This is a genomic window from Micromonospora sp. A200, from assembly GCF_029893845.1.
Classification (GTDB): domain Bacteria; phylum Actinomycetota; class Actinomycetes; order Mycobacteriales; family Micromonosporaceae; genus Micromonospora; species Micromonospora purpureochromogenes.
The window spans coordinates 1-19,435 of the sequence record NZ_JARXXY010000007.1; the positions used below are offsets into that span (position 1 = coordinate 1).

15 protein-coding genes are annotated in these 19,435 nt (G+C 73.3%); 4 read left to right on the plus strand and 11 right to left on the minus strand.

What is annotated here, in order from left to right; translation table 11 throughout:
* Window positions 1–298: 298 nt before the first annotated feature.
* Window positions 299–2,803 (plus strand): DEAD/DEAH box helicase, encoded by a 2,505-nt coding sequence (locus tag M2302_RS08875; protein ID WP_280837430.1) that lies wholly within the window; start codon window positions 299–301, stop codon window positions 2,801–2,803.
* Window positions 2,804–2,922: 119 nt separating this feature from the next.
* Window positions 2,923–3,570: a hypothetical protein gene (locus M2302_RS08880; RefSeq protein ID WP_280837431.1), complete on the plus strand. Its 648-nt coding sequence runs from the start codon at window positions 2,923–2,925 to the stop codon at window positions 3,568–3,570.
* Window positions 3,571–3,660: 90 nt separating this feature from the next.
* On the opposite strand, the gene M2302_RS08885 is transcribed toward M2302_RS08880, so the two are convergent.
* The 7 genes from M2302_RS08885 to M2302_RS08915 all read right to left on the minus strand — a co-directional run bounded on the left by M2302_RS08885 (window position 3,661) and on the right by M2302_RS08915 (window position 12,478).
* The gene (locus M2302_RS08885; protein ID WP_280837432.1) at window positions 3,661–5,172 is read right to left on the minus strand and encodes an MFS transporter; all 1,512 of its coding nucleotides are present in this window, start codon (window positions 5,170–5,172) and stop codon (window positions 3,661–3,663) included.
* Window positions 5,169–6,953 (minus strand): IucA/IucC family siderophore biosynthesis protein, encoded by a 1,785-nt coding sequence (locus M2302_RS08890; RefSeq protein WP_280837433.1) that lies wholly within the window; start codon window positions 6,951–6,953, stop codon window positions 5,169–5,171. The genes M2302_RS08885 and M2302_RS08890 overlap by 4 nt, the downstream gene beginning before the upstream one ends.
* Window positions 6,950–7,519, minus strand: coding sequence for a GNAT family N-acetyltransferase (locus tag M2302_RS08895; protein ID WP_280837434.1), 570 nt, complete (start codon window positions 7,517–7,519; stop codon window positions 6,950–6,952). Before M2302_RS08895 ends, M2302_RS08890 begins: the two co-directional genes overlap by 4 nt.
* A complete protein-coding gene (locus tag M2302_RS08900; RefSeq protein WP_280837435.1) occupies window positions 7,516–8,808 on the minus strand; it encodes a lysine N(6)-hydroxylase/L-ornithine N(5)-oxygenase family protein in 1,293 nt (430 codons plus the stop codon). Before M2302_RS08900 ends, M2302_RS08895 begins: the two co-directional genes overlap by 4 nt.
* 26 nt (window positions 8,809–8,834) lie before the next feature.
* Window positions 8,835–10,394 (minus strand): aspartate aminotransferase family protein, encoded by a 1,560-nt coding sequence (locus M2302_RS08905; RefSeq protein WP_280837436.1) that lies wholly within the window; start codon window positions 10,392–10,394, stop codon window positions 8,835–8,837.
* Between the two features lie 114 nt (window positions 10,395–10,508).
* Window positions 10,509–11,771, minus strand: a complete 1,263-nt coding sequence (locus tag M2302_RS08910) for an MFS transporter (RefSeq protein WP_280837437.1) — start codon at window positions 11,769–11,771, stop codon at window positions 10,509–10,511.
* Window positions 11,768–12,478 (minus strand): siderophore-interacting protein, encoded by a 711-nt coding sequence (locus M2302_RS08915; protein ID WP_280837438.1) that lies wholly within the window; start codon window positions 12,476–12,478, stop codon window positions 11,768–11,770. Before M2302_RS08915 ends, M2302_RS08910 begins: the two co-directional genes overlap by 4 nt.
* Window positions 12,479–12,578: 100 nt before the next feature.
* On the opposite strand from M2302_RS08915, the gene M2302_RS08920 reads away from it, so the two are divergent.
* Window positions 12,579–14,645, plus strand: a complete 2,067-nt coding sequence (locus M2302_RS08920; RefSeq protein ID WP_280837439.1) for a penicillin acylase family protein — start codon at window positions 12,579–12,581, stop codon at window positions 14,643–14,645.
* A complete protein-coding gene (locus M2302_RS08925) occupies window positions 14,642–15,199 on the plus strand; it encodes a GNAT family N-acetyltransferase (RefSeq protein ID WP_280837440.1) in 558 nt (185 codons plus the stop codon). The genes M2302_RS08920 and M2302_RS08925 overlap by 4 nt, the downstream gene beginning before the upstream one ends.
* A gap of 88 nt (window positions 15,200–15,287) precedes the next feature.
* Here the strand turns inward: M2302_RS08925 and M2302_RS08930 are convergent, their stop codons facing one another.
* The 4 genes from M2302_RS08930 to M2302_RS08945 are packed head-to-tail and all read right to left on the minus strand — an operon-like array spanning window position 15,288 to window position 19,343.
* Entirely contained in the window at window positions 15,288–16,232 is a 945-nt protein-coding gene (locus M2302_RS08930) for an iron-siderophore ABC transporter substrate-binding protein (RefSeq protein ID WP_280837441.1), read from the minus strand.
* On the minus strand, window positions 16,232–17,188 hold the full coding sequence (locus tag M2302_RS08935) for an ABC transporter ATP-binding protein (protein ID WP_280837442.1): 957 nt from the start codon (window positions 17,186–17,188) through the stop codon (window positions 16,232–16,234). Before M2302_RS08935 ends, M2302_RS08930 begins: the two co-directional genes overlap by 1 nt.
* Window positions 17,189–17,214: 26 nt before the next feature.
* On the minus strand, window positions 17,215–18,300 hold the full coding sequence (locus M2302_RS08940) for an iron ABC transporter permease (protein WP_280837443.1): 1,086 nt from the start codon (window positions 18,298–18,300) through the stop codon (window positions 17,215–17,217).
* On the minus strand, window positions 18,297–19,343 hold the full coding sequence (locus tag M2302_RS08945; RefSeq protein WP_280837444.1) for an iron ABC transporter permease: 1,047 nt from the start codon (window positions 19,341–19,343) through the stop codon (window positions 18,297–18,299). Before M2302_RS08945 ends, M2302_RS08940 begins: the two co-directional genes overlap by 4 nt.
* Window positions 19,344–19,435 lie beyond the last annotated feature (92 nt).

A 19,435-nucleotide genomic window follows, 5' to 3' on the forward strand; every position in this document is an offset into this window, starting at 1 on the left:
TCAAGACCGCCACCCGCTACGACCAGACAACCGCCTGGTCACACCGAACCCAACCCGCCGCTGCTTGACATCCAAGCTCCTGGGATGTCTGACCCACCCCACCCCCCACCCCGCCGCCGCCCCGCCCACCCGGCCGACGCCGGGCGCTCTTTCCGAGAAAGAGTGCATATCGGGGCGGGAATAGCCACGCTTCTCTGAATCTGCGACGCGCGAAAGGCCGGGGGGCGAGGGGGCGGGGCGAGGGGGGCGTGTACCCGGTTGGCGGGCGGGGGTGCGGGGCGGGCACGATGGAGCGGCTATGACGCTCACTGCCGCGCTGCCTCGAAGCGCCGACCCCGACACCCTCTACGACGCGTTCGCCGGCTGGGCGAAGGAGCGCGGCCTCGACCTCTACCCCCACCAGGAGGAGGCGGTCATCGAGATCGTCTCCGGCGCGAACGTGATCATGAACACGCCGACCGGCTCCGGCAAGAGCCTGGTCGCGATCGCGGCGCACTTCGCCGCCCTGGCCGACAACCGGACCACCTTCTACACCGCGCCGATCAAGGCGCTGGTGTCGGAGAAGTTCTTCGCCCTCTGCGAGGTCTTCGGCGCGGAGAACGTCGGCATGCTCACCGGCGACGCCAGCGTCAACGCCGACGCCCCGATCATCTGCTGCACCGCCGAGATCCTGGCCAACCTCGCGCTGCGCGAGGGGTCCCGGGCGGACGTCGGCCAGGTGGTCATGGACGAGTTCCACTTCTACGCCGAGCCCGACCGGGGCTGGGCATGGCAGGTGCCGCTGATCGAGCTGCCGCAGGCGCAGTTCGTGCTGATGTCGGCCACGCTCGGCGACACCAGCCGGTTCGTCGACGACCTGACCCGGCGCACCGGGCGGTCCACCGCCGTCGTCCGCTCGGCCGAGCGACCGGTCCCGCTGCTCTTCTCGTACGCGATGACCCCGATGCACGAGACCCTGGAGGAGCTGCTGGAGACCAAGCAGGCCCCGGTCTACGTCGTGCACTTCACCCAGGCCGCCGCGCTGGAACGCGCCCAGGCGCTGATGAGCGTCAACGTCTGCACCCGGGCCGAGAAGGACATGATCGCCACCGCGATCGGCAACTTCCGGTTCACCTCCGGCTTCGGCAAGACCCTGTCCCGGCTGGTCCGGCACGGCATCGGCGTGCACCACGCCGGCATGCTGCCCAAGTACCGGCGGCTGGTGGAGACGCTGGCCCAGGCCGGACTGCTCAAGGTCATCTGCGGCACCGACACCCTGGGCGTCGGCATCAACGTGCCGATCCGCACCGTGCTCTTCACCGGCCTGTCGAAGTACGACGGGGTGCGTACCCGGCTGCTCAAGGCCCGCGAGTTCCACCAGATCGCCGGGCGGGCCGGGCGGGCCGGCTTCGACACCCTCGGCCGGGTGGTGGTGCAGGCCCCCGAGCACGTCATCGAGAACGAGAAGGCGCTGGCCAAGGCCGGCGACGACCCGAAGAAGCGGCGCAAGGTGGTCAAGAAGAAGCCGCCGGAGGGCTCGGTCGGCTGGGGGCAGCCCACCTTCGAGCGCCTGGTCGAGGCCGAGCCGGAGCCGCTGACCTCCAGCTTCCAGGTCAGCCACTCGATGCTGCTCAACGTCATCGGCCGGCCCGGCGACGCGTTCGCCTCGATGCGGCACCTGCTCACCGACAACCACGAGGACCGGGCCGCCCAGCGCCGGCACATCCGCCGGGCCATCGCCATCTACCGGGCGCTGCGCGCCGGCGGGGTGGTCGAACAGCTCGACGAGCCCGACGAGGCCGGCCGGCGGGTCCGCCTCACCGTCGACCTCCAGCTCGACTTCGCGCTCAACCAGCCGCTGTCGCCGCTCGCGCTCGCCGCGATCGAGCTGCTCGACGTCGAGTCCCCCTCGTACGCCCTCGACGTGCTCTCGGTCGTCGAGTCGATCCTCGACGACCCCCGGCAGGTGCTCTCCGCGCAACAGTTCAAGGCCCGCGGCGAGGCGGTGGCCGCGATGAAGGCCGAGGGCATCGAGTACGAGGCCCGCCTCGAACTGCTCGACGAGGTGACCTGGCCCAAGCCGCTCGCCGAGCTGCTGGAGGCCGCGTACGAGATGTACCGGCAGGGCCACCCCTGGGTCGCCGACCACCAGCTCTCCCCCAAGTCCATCGTCCGCGACATGTACGAACGGGCGATGACCTTCACCGAGTACGTGCAGTTCTACGGGCTGACCCGCTCGGAGGGCCTGGTGCTGCGCTACCTCGCCGACGCGTACAAGACGCTGCGGCAGACCGTGCCCGAGGACGCCAAGACCGAGGAGCTGGTCGACCTCATCGAGTGGCTGGGCGAGCTGGTCCGCCAGGTCGACTCCAGCCTGATCGACGAGTGGGAGCGGCTGCGCAACCCGTCCGACGTGGCGGAGCTGGCCTCGTCGCTGGCGGACAAGCCGCCGGCGGTCACCCGCAACGCCCGCGCCTTCCGGGTGCTGGTGCGCAACGCGCTGTTCCGCCGGGTCGAGCTGGCCGCGCTGCGCCGCTGGTACGACCTGGGCGAGCTGGACTCCGCATCGGGCTGGGACGCCGACGCGTGGGCCGAGGCGCTGGAGCCGTACTTCGAGTCGTACGACGCGATCGGGGTCGGCCCCGACGCGCGCGGGCCGGCACTGCTGATGATCGAGCAGGGCCGGGAGCGCTGGACGGTGCGGCAGATCTTCGACGACCCCGAGGGCGACCACGACTGGGGCATCAGCGCCGAGGTGGACCTCGCCGCCTCCGACGAGGCGGGCGCCGCGGTCGTCCGGATCACCGACGTCGGGCAGCTGTAGAAAAGAGTTTCGCGGGGCCGTCCGGAGTGTCCGGGCGGCCCCTTTCGTTCCCTGGGCGATGTCACCCCCGTCGATTAGAATGTATGTACTAATCGAGTTCCTGACCTGGGAGGACGCTCGTGACCGCGCCCACCTCCGCCGCCCCGCTCACCCCCTACGCCACGCTCCTCGGCTTCACCCGGTACGTCGACCGCACCGGGCCGACCAAGGCCACCTTCGTCGGTGGGCTGCGCAAGCAGCGGGCCAGCCGGCACGGGTTCAACCCGCACGGCCAGTTCGTCAAGGCCCTCAAGGCCGACATCGCCTTCCACACCGGCGGCACCCACCTCGCCGGCGTGGCCGACCTGGTCAAGCCCCGGTGGCGCCCGCTCTACCAGGCGCTCGTCCCCGGGGCGACGGCCTGGCTCGAGTCCCTCGGCGAGCCGGCCGGCATCGACCTGGCCCAGACCCGCGACGCGCTCGCCATGCTGGGCGACCTGCCCGTCAAGATCAACCCGCACTTCGGCGTCCGGTACGCCGACGGCCACGCCGAGGCCGTCCGGCTGCACTTCGACGAGGCCCCGCCGAGCGAGGAGGCGACCCTCGCCACGCTGCACCTGATGGCCCGGCACATGGACGCGGTGCTGCCGCACGCCGAGCCGGTCCTGGTCGACGTGCGGCGGGGCGAGGCCCACCGGATGCCCGACACGATCAAGCCCGAGCAGGTCGAGCAGTGGCTGGCCGGCGAGGCAGCAGCCTTCCGCGCCATCTGGTCCACCGCCGCCTGACCCGACCTCCCCGTCCGGGCCGATCACCGGTCCGGACGGGCGGTCGCCGTTATGGGGCCGCCACCCCGGGATCCGTGACGGGCGCGGGGATCAGCGAATGCGGTCGGCCCGGCGCAGCAGCCCCGCGGTGACGAGGCCGCCGACGAGAACCGCGACGGCGCCCACCGTCTGGCCGGTCTCCAGCGCCGCGCGGAACGCGTCGGAGACGACCTGCCGTTCGGTCTCCGACCGGGCGGCGGCCACGGCGGCGGGGAGCGATCCCGCGCCGGCCAGGGCGGGTGGCAGCAGCGCGGCGAACCGGGCGTTCAGCACGGCCCCCAGCACGGCGATGCCCAGGCTGCCGCCGACCTCGGTCATGGTGCCGTCCACGCCCGCGCCGACGCCGGCCTTGCGCGCCGGCACGGCGCTCATCACCGCCTCGACGATGGCCGGGTTGGCCAGCGCGCAGCCGGTGCCCATCAGCAGCAGCCCGCCGAGCAGCACGGGGTAGCCGTCCCCCGGTGCGTGCGTGACGACCGTGAGTCCGCCGGCCAGCAGCGCCATCCCGACGGCGATCGCCGCCGGCGACCCGAGCCGGCGGATGACCCGGGCGGCGACACCGGCGAGGTTGAGCACGACGATCGAGAGCGCGAAGGGCACCATCCGCAGTCCCGCCTCCCACGCCGAATAGCCGCGCACGAACTGGAGATGCTGGGTCAGCAGGAACAGTGCGCCGGTGGCGCCGAAGGTGATCAGGACGACCCCGCAGACCGCGCCGACGAACCGGCGTTCGGAGAACAGGCTCATGTCCAGCATCGGGGCCGGGATCCGCCGCTCCCACGCCACGAAGAGCACCAGCAGGAGCACGCCGGCACCGGCCGCGCCGAGCACCGCCGGCGCCGTCCACCCGTGCTCCGGCCCGGAGATGATCGCCCAGACCACCCCGGTCAGGCCGGCCGTGGAGAGCAGCACGCCGAGCAGGTCGAGGCGGCCGTCCACCGGATCACGGGACTCCGGCACCAGCGCCCCGGCGGCCAGCAGGCAGACCAGCACGATCGGGACGTTGACCAGGAAGATCGCGTTCCACGGCAGGTGGGCGAGGATGGCGCCACCGATCGGCGGCCCGGCCGCGAAGCCCAGCGCGCTGGTGGCCGCCCAGAGACCGATCGCCCGGGTCCGCTCGGCCCCGTCGAAGATCTGCATGGCGACTGCGAGGGTGGCGGTGACCAGGAGGGCGCCGCCGATTCCCATGCCGGCCCGGGCGGCGATGAGCTGACCGCTGGTTCCGGCGAGCCCGGCGGCCAGCGAGCCGGCGCCGAACAGGACCAGGCCGGCGAGCAGCATCCGCCGCCGCCCGTACCGGTCGGCGGCGCTGCCGGCGGTGAGCAGCAGGCCGCACTGCACCAGCGCGTACGCGTTGATCATCCATTGGACGTCGGCGGTGGTGGCGTCCAGTTCGCCGGTGAGCACCGGGATCGCCACGGTCAGCACGGTGTTGTCGAGGACCACGGTGACCTGGGCCAGGCAGAGCACGGCCAGGATCAGCCAGCGGTGCCGGACCGAGCCGGCCGGCCGGGTCCCCGCCGCCGGGATGCCGTCGCGTACCGCGCCGCGGGCGCTCATCGCGGCGAGGCGAAGCGGGCGAGCGGGTTGGCCAGGGTGCCGACGAACTGCAACGCGGCCGACGGGTCGGCGAGGTCGACCATCTGCCGGTTGTTGCGCAGTTGCAGCCGGTTCAGGCAGGACAGCGGGAACTCGGCGGTGAAGAGGTCGTGCCGGCGCAGCCGGTCGGCCAGGTGCGGGACGCTGCGCTGGTAGTCGGCGGCGCACTCGGCCACCGTGCGCCAGAACTCGTCCTCGGTCAGGACGCCCTCGGTGACCAGGATGGCGTTGAGGTGACGTAGGAAGCAGTCGAACACGTCGGTGAAGATCGACAGGATCTTCTCCTCGTCGGGGACCGCGACCCGGATGCGCCGCACCGCCGGTGGCAGGTCGGCCTCGGGGTCCATCACCGCGATCTCCTCGGCGATGTCCTTGAAGATCACCCGCTCCACCGCCCCGTCGTGCAGCACCAGGATCACGTTCTCCCCGTGTGGCATGAAGACCAGGTCGTGGGCGTAGAGGCTGTGCAGCAGGGGGACCAGGTAGGCGTCGAGGTAACGGCGCAGCCAGACCGTCGGCGCCAGCCCCGACTCCGCGACCAGCGCGCCGGCGACCGAGCGGCCGCCCCGGTCGACGTGCAGCAGGGACGCCATGGTCGCCAGCCGGCGGCCCGGCTCCAGCCCGGCCACCGGGCTCTCCCGCCAGAGCGCGGCCAGCATCTTCCGGTACGGGGAGTACCGGTCGGTCGCCGCCTCGTACTGCCGGTGGCGGTAGCCGATCGCGGCGCGCTCCCGGATGATCGTCAGCCGGCTGCGCCGGAACACGGGATCGGTGGCGACGAGGTCGGCCAGCCAGTCGTTGATCGCCGGAGTGTGCTCCATGTACGCGGCGGACAGCCCGCGCATGAAGCCCATGTTGAGCACCGACAGGGCGGTCTTGACGTAGTGCTTCTCCGGGTGGGTGACGTTGAAGAAGGTGCGGATGGACTGCTGGGCGAGGTACTCGTCGGGGCCCTCGCCGAGGCAGACCAGCTGCCGCCGGGCCACCTCGCCGGCGAAGGAGACGGAGAGCTTGTTCCACCACTGCCACGGATGCACCGGGAGGAGCAGGTAGTCGGCCGGGTCCAGGCCCAGCCCGGTGAGGGTACGGGCGAAGCCGGCGAGCGTGTCGTCGCCGAGTTCGGCGCGGACCAGGGTGTCGTAGTCCAGGTCGGTGGCGCAGCTGAAGGTGGTGTGGTCGCGGTGGGCGGCCAGCCAGATCAGCCGGACCGGCCGGGCGGCCTCCGGGGCGTACCGGTGGTACTCGTGCACCCCGAAACCGATCCGGCCGTTGTTGGCCACGAAGCAGGGGTGCCCCTCGGTCATCTGCGTCTCGACGTCCTGGAAGCCCGCCCGGGCCAGCTTGGTGGCATCCATCGCCGGCTTGCCGAGCTTGTACGCGGTGCCGGCCAGCGTCGAGGTGATCTCCTCAAGGTAGACCGGCAGGATCTCGTCGGTGAGGCCGAGCGCCCCGCGCAGGTCGAGGCAGAGGTCGACGGCGTCCACCGGCAGCTCGCGGTCACCGGAGTGCCGGCTGATGCTGGCCGCGTCGACCTGCCAGTGCCGCAGGGCGAGCAGCCGGGCGGTGAACCGGTACTCGACGGTGCCGTCGTCGCCGCGTACCCGGTAGCGGTCCGCGCCCAGCGGCTCGGGGGTGATCAGTCGTTCGTGGGCGAACTCCGCGAGGGCCTTGCGGACCAGCAGCCGGTTGGCCTCGGCCCAGTGCCCCGGGGTCAGGTGGTCCACGGATGCGAGCGGGTTCACGCGGGCAGGTCTCCTCGGGCGGCGGCCAGGAACTTCTCACGGGTGCAGACGCTGAGCAGGGCGTCCTTCTCGGGCTTGCGGATCGGGCCGACGACGGTGAAGCCCACGGCGGCGTTGAGCGCGTGCACGGCGTGGTTGCGCACGTCCGGTTCGACGACGACGCGGCGGACGGCCGGGTCGGCGAAGAGCCACGTCATGACCGTGGTGATCACGGCGCGGGTGAAGCCGTGCACGGGGGTGTCGGCGGGCGCGCAGAGGAAGTGCATGCCGACGTCGCCGTCGGCGGCGTCGTGCAGGCCGACGAGTTCGACGTGGGCCGGGTCGTACCGCTCGGCGAGGAACGCCGGCCGGCCGCGCCACGAGCCGAGGTACGCGTCGTGGTGCGGGTGCGCGGCGATCCGCCGGTACTCCTGCGCCACCCGGACCACGTCGGCGTCCTGCATCAGCCAGAACGCGGCCCTGGGGTGGGTGACCCAGCCGTGCAGCAGCGCGGCGTCGCCATCCGGATCGAGGGTACGCAGGGCGAACTCGCCGAGCCGTTCGTCGACCCGGCGGAACACCGTCATGCGGTCACCGCCACCGGCGCGCCGAACTCCTGGAAGGCGATGCGCTGCTCGATCGGGTAGTGCTCGCGCCCGGTCAGTTCCCGGATGATCCAGGAGTTGCGGTACGCGCCCATGCCGAGATCCGGCGAGGTGATGCTGTGCGCCTGGGTGCCGGCGTTCTGGAGGAAGACGCCCCGGCCGGTGTGGTCGACGGAGTAGTTGCGGGCGACGTCGAAGCGGCCGTGCGAGTCCCAGCGGAGCCGGTCGCGGATCGGCTCCAGGAAGTCGGGCACCCGGTAGTGGTAGCCGGTGGCCAGCACCAGCCCCTCGGTGGTGAGGGTGAAGTCGCGGCCCTGCTCGACGTTGCGCAGGCCGAGTGTGTACGTCCCGCTCGCCGGGTCGTGGGTGGCGGTGCTCAGCGCGGTGTTGGTCATCAGCCGGGTGGGCACCGGGCCGGCCACGCTGCGGGCGTAGAGCAGGTCGAAGATGTCGTTGACCAGGTCGGCGTTGATGCCCTTGAACAGGCCCTTCTGCTCGGCCTCCAGCCGGTACCGGGTCGCCTCGGGCAGGGCGTGGAAGTAGTCCACGTAGTCCGGCGAGGTCATCTCCAGGGTGAGCTTGGTGTACTCCAGCGGGAAGAACCGCGGCGAGCGGGTGACCCAGTTGAGCTGGTAGCCGTGGGCGCCGATGTCGGAGAGCAGGTCGTGGTAGATCTCGGCCGCGCTCTGCCCGCTGCCGACCACGGTGACGCTGCGCTTGGCCCGCAGCGCCGCCCGGTTCTCCAGGTACCGCGAGTTGTGGATCACGTCGCCGCCGAGGTCCCGGCAGGGGTCGGGTACGTGGGGCGGGGTGCCGGTGCCCAGCACCAGGTGCCGGGCCCGGTGGGTGACCCGCTCACCGGCCACCGTGGCGTGCACGACGTACCGCTTGTCGGCCGGGTCGTACTCGATCGAGGTGACCTCGTGGCCGAACCGGACGGTGGACAGCTTCGCCGCGGCCCACCGGCAGTAGTCGTTGTACTCGCTGCGCAGCGGGAAGAAGCTCTCCCGGATGTAGAACGGGTACAGCCGCCCGGACTCCTTCAGGTAGTTCAGGAACGAGTAGGGCGAGGTGGGGTCGGCCAGGGTGACCAGGTCGGCGAGAAACGGCGTCTGTAGGCGGGTGGACTCCAGCAGCATGCCGGGATGCCAGTTGAAGTCGTCGCGGGCCTCGAGGAAGAGGCCGTCGAGGTCGCCGATCGGCGCGGTCAGGCAGGCCAGGCCCAGGTTGTACGGGCCCAGCCCGACGGCGATGAAGTCGTGGGTCGACATGGGGTTCTCCAGGGCGGGACGGCCGGTCAGCGGATGGGGCAGGACAGCTCACCGGCCGTACGGGTACGCACGTACCAGCCGGCGTGTTCGGCGATCAGGTCGAGAACGTGGGCGATGTCGTCCACGCTGGTCTCGGGGTTGAGCAGGGTGAACTTCAGGTGGTGCGCGCCGTCCACGGTGGTGCCCGCGACGAGGGCGGCGCCGGACGCGGCCAGCGCCTCGCGGGCGTACAGGTTGGCCTCGTCGACGAGTGCCCGGCCGGGACCGTTCGGCAGGTAGCGGAAGACCACGGTGCTGAGCTGGGACCGGGTCACCACCTCGAAGCGGGGGTCCTCGGTGAGCAGTTGCCAGGCGGCGGCGGCCCGGTCGATCACCTCGTCGAAGAGCGCCCCGACCGCGTCCGGGCCCATGATGCGCAGGGTGAGCCAGAGCTTCAGGGCGTCGAAGCGGCGGGTGGTCTGGATGCTCTTGTCGACCTGGTTGGGGATGCGCTGCTCGACCGCCCGGGCGGGGTTGAGGTAGTCGGCGTGCCAGGTGGCGTGCCGCAGCACCCGGCGGTCGCGCACCAGCAGGGCGCTGGAGCTGACCGGCTGGAAGAAGGACTTGTGGTAGTCCACGGTCACCGAGTCGGCCCGCTCGATGCCGTCGAGCAGGTGCCGCCGGGTCGGCGAGACCAGCAGCCCGCAGCCGTACGCGGCGTCGACGTGCAGCAACACGCCGGCCGCCGCGCAGATGTCGGCGATCTGCGGCAGCGGGTCGATGGTGCCGAAGTCGGTGGTGCCGGCGGTCGCCACCACGGCCATCACCCGCAGCCCCTCCCCACGGCACCGGTCGATCTCCCGGGCCAGTTCGTCGGTGCGCATCCGGCGCTCGGCGTCGGTGCCGACCGTGACCACCGCGTCGACGCCGAGGCCGAGCAGCTTCGCCGCCTTCTGGACGCTGAAGTGGCCGGCCGCCGAGGTGAGGATCCGCAGCCGGGACAGCGACTCCGGGCGGGACGGCCGGGTGCCGCCCGAGGTTGCCACCCAGCCGACCGCCTCCTCCCGGGCCAGCAGCATCGCCTGGAGGTTCGACTGGGTCCCGCCGCTGGTGAAGACCCCGTCCGCAGCCGGGCCGAGCCCGACCCGGTCGACCGTCCAGTCGATCAGGCGGCGCTCGATCAGGGTGCCGCCGGCGCTCTGGTCCCAGGTGTCCAGCGAGGAGTTGACGGCGCTCAGCACCGCTTCGCCGAGCAGCGCCGGGATCACCACCGGGCAGTTCAGGTGCGCCAGGTAGCGCGGGTGGTGGAAGTACACCGCGTCGCGCAGGTAGACGTCCTGGAGTTCGTCGAGCGCCGCCCCGGTGTCGCCGAGCGGCCGGTCCAGGTCGATGCCGGCGATCCGGGGCGCGAGGTCCTGCGGGGTGACGCCGGTGAAGGGCCGGTCGGCGGCGGCGACCCGGTCGGCCACCCGGCCGATGCCGTCGGCCAGCACCCGCCGGTAGTCCGCGACGGTGCCGGCGGTGAACAGGTGGGCCCGGTCGGCGGCCACCGGGCCGGGGACGGCTCCGGTCGGGAGGGCCTGAACAGTTGCTCCGGGCAGACTCATGGCAGTCCTCAATGGTCGAAAGTGGACACGGCGGGCGGGCGGGCGACGGCGCGGCGTCCGCCAGCGGTCCCGAGTTGATCGAGTGAAGTTAGGTTACCCTAACCTAAGTTCGAGTCAACGCCGCACCGGCTCGGCGCGCCGCGGCTCGGCGATCGGCGGCCCATCCCCGGCGTCGGACGTGGACGCGGGCGCGAACCGGCGCTGGTGGGCGACGCCCACCGCGACTCCGAGCACCACCAGGACCACGCAGGCCCCCGCGACGGCGGGATAGCCCGCCCGGTCGGCGGCGGCCAACCCGACCGAGGCCGCCACGAACGAGCAGACCAGCCCGAACGAGGACAGGACGGTGAAGTCGGTGCCGCCGGTGCCAGGCCGGGAGTAGTCCATGTTGACCGTGTAGAGCACCACGTTGGCCACGGTGTACGCGGCCATGAAGCAGCACAGCGCGGCCACCGTCCCGCCCACCGGCGCCCGCCCGGTCAGCAGCGGCAGCAGCAGCGCCGTGGAGACCGCGAGGGACACCCCCGCGACGACGAGGACCGCCCCGCGGCCGAACCGGCCCACGCCGGCCCCGGCGAGCAGCCCGGCCACGACGGCGGGAGCGCTGGTCACCACGCCGGTCACCACCCCGATCCGCCCCAGGGACCAGCCGGCGTCCACCAGCGCCGGCGTGACCAGCGCGTACGCCGCGCCGGCGCCGGTGTAGACCAACGGCACGACCCCGAACGTCCACCACCGACACCCGGGCTGGGCGAACACCGACAGCAGCGCCCGGTACGCCTGCGCGGCGGAGCCCACCCGGTCGGCCCGGTCCGGTTCCCGGAACCGCCACACCACCAGCAGCCCCAGCGCGGTCAGCCCGGCCAGCAGCAGGATCGCCGGCCGCCAGCCGAACCGGTCGTAGACGACCACGCAGGCGCCGCCGCCGAGCAGGTTGCCGAGATAGCTGGCGGCGACCTGGACGCCGTTGCCAGCCCCCCGGGCGGGCGCCGACAACAGCCGGACGGCGACGGCGTCGACGGCGATGTCCTGGGTCGCGGAGAGGAACACGTACGCGGCGCAGATCGCCACGATCGGGCCGAGCTGCCCGGCGGGACGGTCGAACGGCAGCAGGGCGAGCAGGGACAGCACCAGGCCGGCCTGGAGCACCAGCAGCCAGGAGCGGTAGTGGCCCCGCCGGCGTGATCCGTACCGGTCGAGGATCGGCGCCCAGAGGAACTTGAGCGGCCAGACCAGGCCGACGAACTGCAGCAGCGCCAACGTGTCCAGCGAGGTGCCGCCGTCGCGCAGGATGGCGGTCAAGCCGACGGTGATGAAGCCGACTCCGAGGTACTGGGTGACGTAGAGCGAGGTCAGGGTGCCGAGGCGGCCGTTCACCGGGCGGTCCAGTAGCCGAGCGAGGTCACCTGGTGCCGGCCGGCGCCGAGGGTGCGCCGGACGTGCCGGGTGATGCTGCGCGTACTGGCCGCCTCGCAGGCGACCCAGTAGTGGGCGTCGGCGGCGGCGGGCAAGGCCGCGCAGACCGTCTCGACCAGGTGCCGCCCCTCGTCCCGGCGGGGCACCCAGGTGACCTCGTGTCCCGCCCGGGCGCGCGGCGTCAGGGCCTGCTCGCCCTCGTGCGCGTACTCCAGCCAGACCGTCGCCGGGATGTCGGCGGCGGTGTCGAGCAGGCTGTTCACCGCCGGCAGCGAGGCGGCGTCGCCGACCAGGTAGAGGTGCGCGGGCGCGGGGTCGGGCAGGTGGAAGGCGCTGCCCTGGACGGTGGCGTCGATGGTGTCGCCGACCTCGGCCGTGGTGGCCCAACGCGCGGCACACCCGTCGTGCAGGGCGAACTCCAGGTGGAAGCGCCCGGTGGCCGGGTCCGGGTCGACCAGCGTGTACGCGCGCTGGTGCGGTCGGCCGCCGTCGTCGAACCAGAGCCGGATCCACATGGTGGGGTGCACCCCGCACGACTCCAGCAGGCCCCCGCCGTCCATCAGCAGCCGCTGGTAGTGGCCGCCGACCGCCTCGGTGTCGAGCACCGTCAGCCGGAAGTCCCGGCCGCCCATGGCCTTGAGGACCAGGGCCTCCCAGTTGCGTTTCACGTGTCGCCCTCCAGTAAGGTTCGCCTTAGTTAGGGGAGGGTAACCTAAGTTGATATTCGATGAGCGGGCGGCTCGCCCCGATTCCGGAGCGGGCCGCGCGGTGACCGGCGTCTATCGCGACGCCCGCGGTGTGCCGCACCTGCGCGCCGGGTCCGTCGACGAAGTGGCCCGGTTGCAGGGCCGGGTGGCCGCGCTCGACCGGGCCTGGCAGATCGAGGTCGAACGGTGGCGCTCCGAGGGCCGGCTCGCCGCGCACGTCGGTCCCGACGCGCTGAGCTGGGACCGGTTCGCCCGGCGCGCCCGCCTCGACGACACCGCGCGGCGGTGCTTCCACCGCCTCTCCCCCACCACCCGGCGGTGGGTCACCGCCTATGTGGCGGGGGTCAACGACGGACTCGCCGAGGGCGCCGCCGGCGCCCCCGAGTTCGCGGCGGTCGGATGCGCGCCCGGCCGGTGGCAGCCGTGGTCCCCGTTAGGGGTCTTTCTCGTTCAGCACATCCTCTTCTCCACCTTCCCGAACAAGCTCTGGCACGCCCACGTCACCGCCACCCTCGGCGCGGCGGCGACCGGGCTGTTCGCCGTCGAGGGCCCGGGCGGCTCCGGCAGCAACGCCTGGGCGGTACCCGGCGACGCCGCCACCGGCCGGGCGCCGGTCATCGCCGGCGACCCGCACCGCCTCCTCGAACTGCCCGGCATCTACCAGCAGGTACGCCTGGCCTGCCCCGAGTTCGACGTGCTCGGCTTCGCCTTCCCCGGGGTGCCGGGGCTGCCCCACTTCGGCCACGCGGGCGAGGTGGCCTGGGCGGTCACCAACGCGATGGCCGACTACCAGGACCTCTACCGCGAGCAGCTGCGCACCGACGGCGACCGGGTGCTGGTCCGCGACGCCGACGGCTGGGTGCCCGCGCACCGCCACGTCGAGCGGATCGCCGTCCGCGGCGGCGACCCGGAGACCGTGGAGGTCGTCGAGACGCCGCGTGGTCCCGTGGTGGACCACGACCGGCGCACCGGCGAGGCGATCAGCCTGCGCACCCCGGCCCGGGTCGAGGCGGATCTCGGCTTCGAGGCGTTGCTGCCGCTGCTGCGCTCCCGCACCGTCGACGACGTCGCCGACGCGCTGCGCGCCTGGGTCGAACCGGTCAACAGCGTCCTCGTGGCGGACCGCAGCGGGGCCGTCCACCAACTGGTCGCCGGGCTGGTGCCCGACCGGGACGAACGCTGCCGGTCAGAACCGGTGCCCGGCTGGGAACCGCGGTACCGGTGGCGCGGCGGGTACGCCGAGACGAAGCCGGTCGGAGTCGAGGACATCGCGGTCTGCGCCAACGACCGCCGCCCCGACGTGGCCGACCTCGGCGCCGACTTCGCCCCGCCGCACCGCGCCGACCGGATCCGGGCCCTGCTGGCCGACGGCGTCGCGCCGGAAGACGTACACATGGACACCCGGCTCGCCGCGACGCCGCTGCGCGAACTGCTCCACCGGCTCGATCCGGACGACCTGGACCCGCTCGCCCGGGAGCTGCTGAACCGGCTCACCACCTGGGACGGGTCGATGCGGGCCGACAGCACCGACGCCGGCGCCTTCGCGGCCTGGCGTACCGCGTTGGCCCGCCGGCTGCACGAGCACCCGAGCCTGCGCCCGTTGCGCGCCCCTGGCGCGTACGACGAGCTGTTCACGCCGTGGACGGACCCGCTGTCGCGGATCGGCCACGCCCTCGACGGCGTCGTGGCCGGGCTGCACCGCCTCGGCGCCGACGTCGTGCCGGTGGCGGCCGCGGCGCTCGCGGACGTCGCCGCCGACGGGCCGCCGCCGGCCTGGGGGCGGCGGCACCTGCTGCATCCGGTGCACCTCGGGGTGGCCCCCGCCGTCGACGCCGCGGTGGCCGCCATGCGGGCCGCGACCGCGCTGGGCGGCGACGCCGACTGTGTGCTCGCCACCTCCAGCGTCCCCGGGGTCTCCGACGCCTGCTGGCGCGGACCGGTCGCCCGCTACGTGTGGGACCTCGGCGACCGCGCCCGCAGCCGCTGGATCGTCCCGTTCGGGGCGTCCGGACGCCCCGACGACCCGCACTTCGCCGACCAGCTTCCCCGGTGGGCGGCCGGCGAACTGGACCCGGTGGACACCGACTGGCGACACCTGACCCGAGAACCAGGAGACGAGAACTCGTGACGTACCAGCAGGACATTCCCGGCTTCGGCGAGCTGCGGCTCGTCGTGGTCGACCCGACCGCCCACGCCGAGCTGCTGCACGGCTGGGTCACCCAGCCGCGCGCGACGTTCTGGGGCATGAGCGGGTACACCGTGGACGAGGTGCGCGAGGTCTACGCGTTCATCGACGGGCTGGACACGCACCACGCGTACCTGATCATGCTCGACGGCGACCCGGTCGGCCTGTTCCAGACCTACCTGCCGGAGGCGGACCCGGTCGGCGAGCGATACCCGGTACGAGACGGCGACATCGGGATGCACCTGCTGCTCGCCCCCGGCCACCGGCCCCCGCGCGGCCTGACCACCGCCGTCGGCCCGGCACTGGCCCGCTTCCTGTTCCGCGACCCCAGCCGACAGCGCATCGTGGTGGAACCGGACGTCCGCAACCACCTCGCGCTGCGCCGCCTCGAACGCGAGGGCTTCACCTTCGACGAGGAGATCGAGATGCCCGACAAACGCGCCCAACTAGCCTTCCTCACCCGCTCCCGCTTCGAATCCGACCACCCCACCCCCTGAACCGCCCCCCAACCCCGAAGGGTGCCTATTCCACGTGGAATAGGCACCCTTTCTCGGTAAGTGCGCGCCGAGGTGGGCGCGGGGGGGGTCAGGCGGTGAGGTACTTGGCGAGGTCGTCGAGGATCTTGTTGGCGGCGCCGACGCCGATGCCGGTCATCCAGACCTCGTCGGAGACGACGTGCGCCTTGCCGGCCTTGACGGCCGAGAGGCCCTGCCAGAGCGAGCCGGCGGTGACCTTGGCCTGCTCGGCGGCGGCCTTCTCGCCGTACGCGGTCACGAAGATGACGTCACCGTCGACCTCGTTGATCCGCTCGGCGCTGACCAGGTCGAAGCGCTTGTCCTCCTTGCCCTCCAGGCGCTGCCGCTCGGGGCGGCCCAGCCCGGTGTCGCCGATGACGATTCCGGAGAACGAGTCGGGGCCGTACACCCGGATGTTGCCCGGGATGAAGCGCACGATGGAGACCTTGCGGGAGGAGGCGTCGCCCAGCTTCTCGCCGAACTCCTTGGCCCGCTTCTCGTACGCGGCGAGCAGGTCGCGGGCCTGCTGCTCCTTGCCGAGCGCCTTGCCGTCGAGGAGCAGGTTCTCCTTCCAGGTGATGCCGACCTTCTCAGTGAAGACGGTGGGCGCGATCGCGCTCAGCTCGTCGTAGAACTTCTCCTGCCGGAACTTGCTGCCCAGGATCAGGTCCGGCTTCAGCGCGGTGATCGCCTCCAGGTCGGGCTCGGTGAGCACCCCGACCGTCTTGATGCCGGCGAGCTTCTCCTCGCCGAAGTAGGTCGGCCAGCTCTTCGCCTCACCGGCGGTGGCGGCGCCGACCGGCGTGACGCCGAGCGACAGCGCATTGTCGATCTTGTCGGTGTCGAGCACCACCACGCGCTTCGGCTCGGCCGGGACCTTGGTGCTGCCCATGGCGTGGGTGATCTCCCGGGTCTCCCCGGTGGCGGTGCCGGCGACCGGGTCGCTCTCCCCGCAGGCGGTGAGGCCCACGCCGAGGGCGAGAGCCGCGGTGAGGGTGGCGGCGAGACGACGCATCAGAGTCCTTTCGAGGGGTACGTGCCGACGCGCGGGGTGTCCGCGTCGTCGACGGGAGTGCGGGCCGCCGGAGCGGTCGGGCCCACGGGATTCGAGCCGGCCGGGCCGGCAACGGAGGGCGTGCCGGCGGCCGGAGCCGGATCGGCGGGCAGCGGGGCGCCGGGCAGCGGGGCCAGCGACGGGCTGGTGAGACCGGGCACCACCAGCGGGGCGCCGGTGACCGGGCAGGGCACCACCACGCAGTCGAGCCCGAAGACGTCCCGGACCAGCTCCGCGGTGAGGATCTCCCGTGGCGGCCCGGCGGCGACCACGGACCCGGCCCGCATCGCCACGAGGTGGTCGGCGTAGCGGGCGGCCTGGTTGAGGTCGTGCAGCACGGCGACCACGGTGCGGCCCCGCTCGGCGCGCAGCCGGTGCAGCAGGTCCAGCACCTCGACCTGGTGGGCCAGGTCGAGGAAGGTGGTCGGCTCGTCCAGCAGCAGCGCCTCGGTGTCCTGGGCGAGGGTCATCGCGATCCAGACCCGCTGCCGCTGGCCACCGGAGAGGGTGTCCACCGGTCGGTCGGCCAGCCCGGCGACGTCCGCGAGCGCCATCGCCCGGTCCACCGCGACGGCGTCCTGCTCCGACCACTGCCGCCACCACCGCTGGTAGGGCTGCCGGCCCCGCCCGACCAGGTCGGCCACGGTGACGCCCTCCGGCACCAGCGGGCTCTGCGGCAGCACACCCAGCCGGCGGGCCACCTCCCGGGTGGGCAGGTCGCGGATGGCGGTGCCGTCCAGCAGCACCGCACCCCGGCGGGGCGTGAGCAGCCGGGCCATGGTGCGCAGCAGGGTGGACTTGCCGCAGGCGTTCGGCCCGACGATGACGGTGAACGCGTCGGCGGGCAGCTCCAGGTCGAGCCCGTCCAGCACGGTCCGTTCGTCGTAGCCGGCGACCAGGTCGCGGGTGGAGAGCATCGCGCCTCCTGTGCCAGGGGTGGACGTCACGACGACCGCCGACGGCCGCGGACCAGCAAAAACATCAGGTACGGCCCGCCGATCGCGGCGGTGAGCACGCCCGCCGGCAGTTGGGTGGGGGCGAACAGCCGCCGGCCGGCGAGGTCGGCCAGCACCAGCAGCAGGGCGCCGAGCAGCGCGGCGCACACCATCGGCGGCCGCTCGGCCCGGACCAGCCGGCGGGCCACCTGCGGGGCGACCAGGGCGACGAAGTCGACCGCGCCGACCTGGGCGGTGACGGTGGCCGCGACGACGACGCCGGTGGTGGCCAGGCCGATCCGGCGGGCCACCGGCCGCAGCCCGATCCCCCGGGCGGTGTCGTCGTCGAGGGCGGAGCCGTTGAGCGCCCAGCCGGCCCAGGCCAGCACCGGCAGCAGCACGGCCAGGGTGAGCGCGACCCAGACCGTCTCGGTCCAGCCCTTGCCGGCGAGGGTACCGATCAGCCAGATCTGCGCCCGGAGCCCGTCGATCGGGTCGGCGGAGAGCATGACCACCTCGGTCAGTGCCCGCAGGGCGAACGCGACGGCGACGCCGGCCAGCACGAACCGCTGCGCGGCCAGCCCGTGCCGGGCGCCGAGCGCGAGCAGCAGGACCGCGGCGGCCAGCCCGCCGACCAGGGCCGCCGGGGCGACCAGCACGGCCGCCGCACCGGTGGTGATCGCGACGGTGGCGGCCAGGCCGGCGCCCTGGGTGATGCCGATGACGTCGGGACTGGCCAGGGGATTGCGGGCGACACTCTGGATCAGCGTGCCGGCGATCCCGAAGGCCGCACCGGCCGTCGCGGCCAGCACGAGCCGGGGCAGCCGCAGGTCGAGCACCACCAGGTCGTACGGGGTGCCGGCGCCGGAGAGCGCGCGGAGCACGTCGGCCGGCGCGACGTACGGGGTGCCGAGGCAGAGGCTGAGCAGCGCGGCGAGGGCGAGCAGCACGGTCGAGGCGAGCGCGACGAGGACCGCGCGGCGGCGCACCTGGAGGCTGGCCGGCCCGACCCGCACCAGCGACCGGCCGGGCAGCCCGGCCAGGCCGGTCGGAGCGGCGGCGGCCGGGGCGACGGTCAGGTCGGGGGCGCTCACGCGGTCACCACCTTGGCGCGGCGGACCAGGTACGCCAGCAGCGGCGCGCCGATCAGCGCGGTGATGATCCCGGCCGGCACCTCACCGGGCGGGGCGATCAGCCGGCCGACGATGTCGGCGCCGAGCAGCAGGGTGGGGCCGAGCAGGGCGGAAACGCCCAGGGTCCAGCGGTGGTCGGCGCCGACCAGGGCGCGGGCCAGGTGCGGCACGGCGAGCCCGACGAAGGCGATCGGCCCGGCCGAGGCGACCGCGGCGCCGGTGAGCAGCACGGCGGCCGCGCCACCGCCGAGGCGTACCAGGCCGATCCGGTGGCCCAGCCCACGGGCGACGTCGTCGCCGAGGGCCAGCGCGTCGAGGCCCCGGGCGACCACCGCGGCCAGGGCCAGCCCGGCCAGGACGAACGGCAGCACCTGGGCGGCGACGCCGAGATCCCGCCCGGTCAGCCCGCCGACGACCCAGAACCGGTACTCCTCGAAGGTGCGCGCGTCGATGCTGAGCAGCGCGTACACCACGGAGGCGAGGCTGGCGTCGAGGGCCGCGCCGATCAGCGCGAGGGTGACCGGGCTGGCGCCCTCGCGGGTCCGGTTGGCGACGGCGAAGACCAGCAGGCCGGCGCCGAGCGCGCCGGCGATGCCGAACCAGACGTACCCGGCGAGGCTGACGACGCCGAGGACGGCGATCGCCAGCACGACGCCGAAGGAGGCGCCGGCGCTGATGCCGAGGATCCGCGGCTCGGCGAGCGGGTTGCGGGTGAGCGCCTGGAAGAGCACCCCGGCGACCGCGAGGGCGAGGCCGACGACCAGACCCAGGGCGGTACGCGGCATCCGCAGCTCGCGCACGATGGTGCTCGCCGTTCCCCCGTCCGGGGCGACCAGGGCGGCCCAGACCTGGCCCACGCCCAGCGGCCGGCTGCCGAGCGCGAGGCTGGCCAGGACGGCCAGGAGCAGCGCCAGCGCGGCCGCGACGGCGACGGCGGTGCGGCGGCCCCGCTGTCCGCCGGTGCGGCGGGCGGCGCCGACCGGACGTGCGGCGAGGGTGGTCACGATGCTCCCGAGCTGGAACTAAGGTACGCCTTACCTTAGCCGAGAGGCCGAGGGTGACCTAAGAGAGCAGTGTCGATAGTCCGTGGACCCGG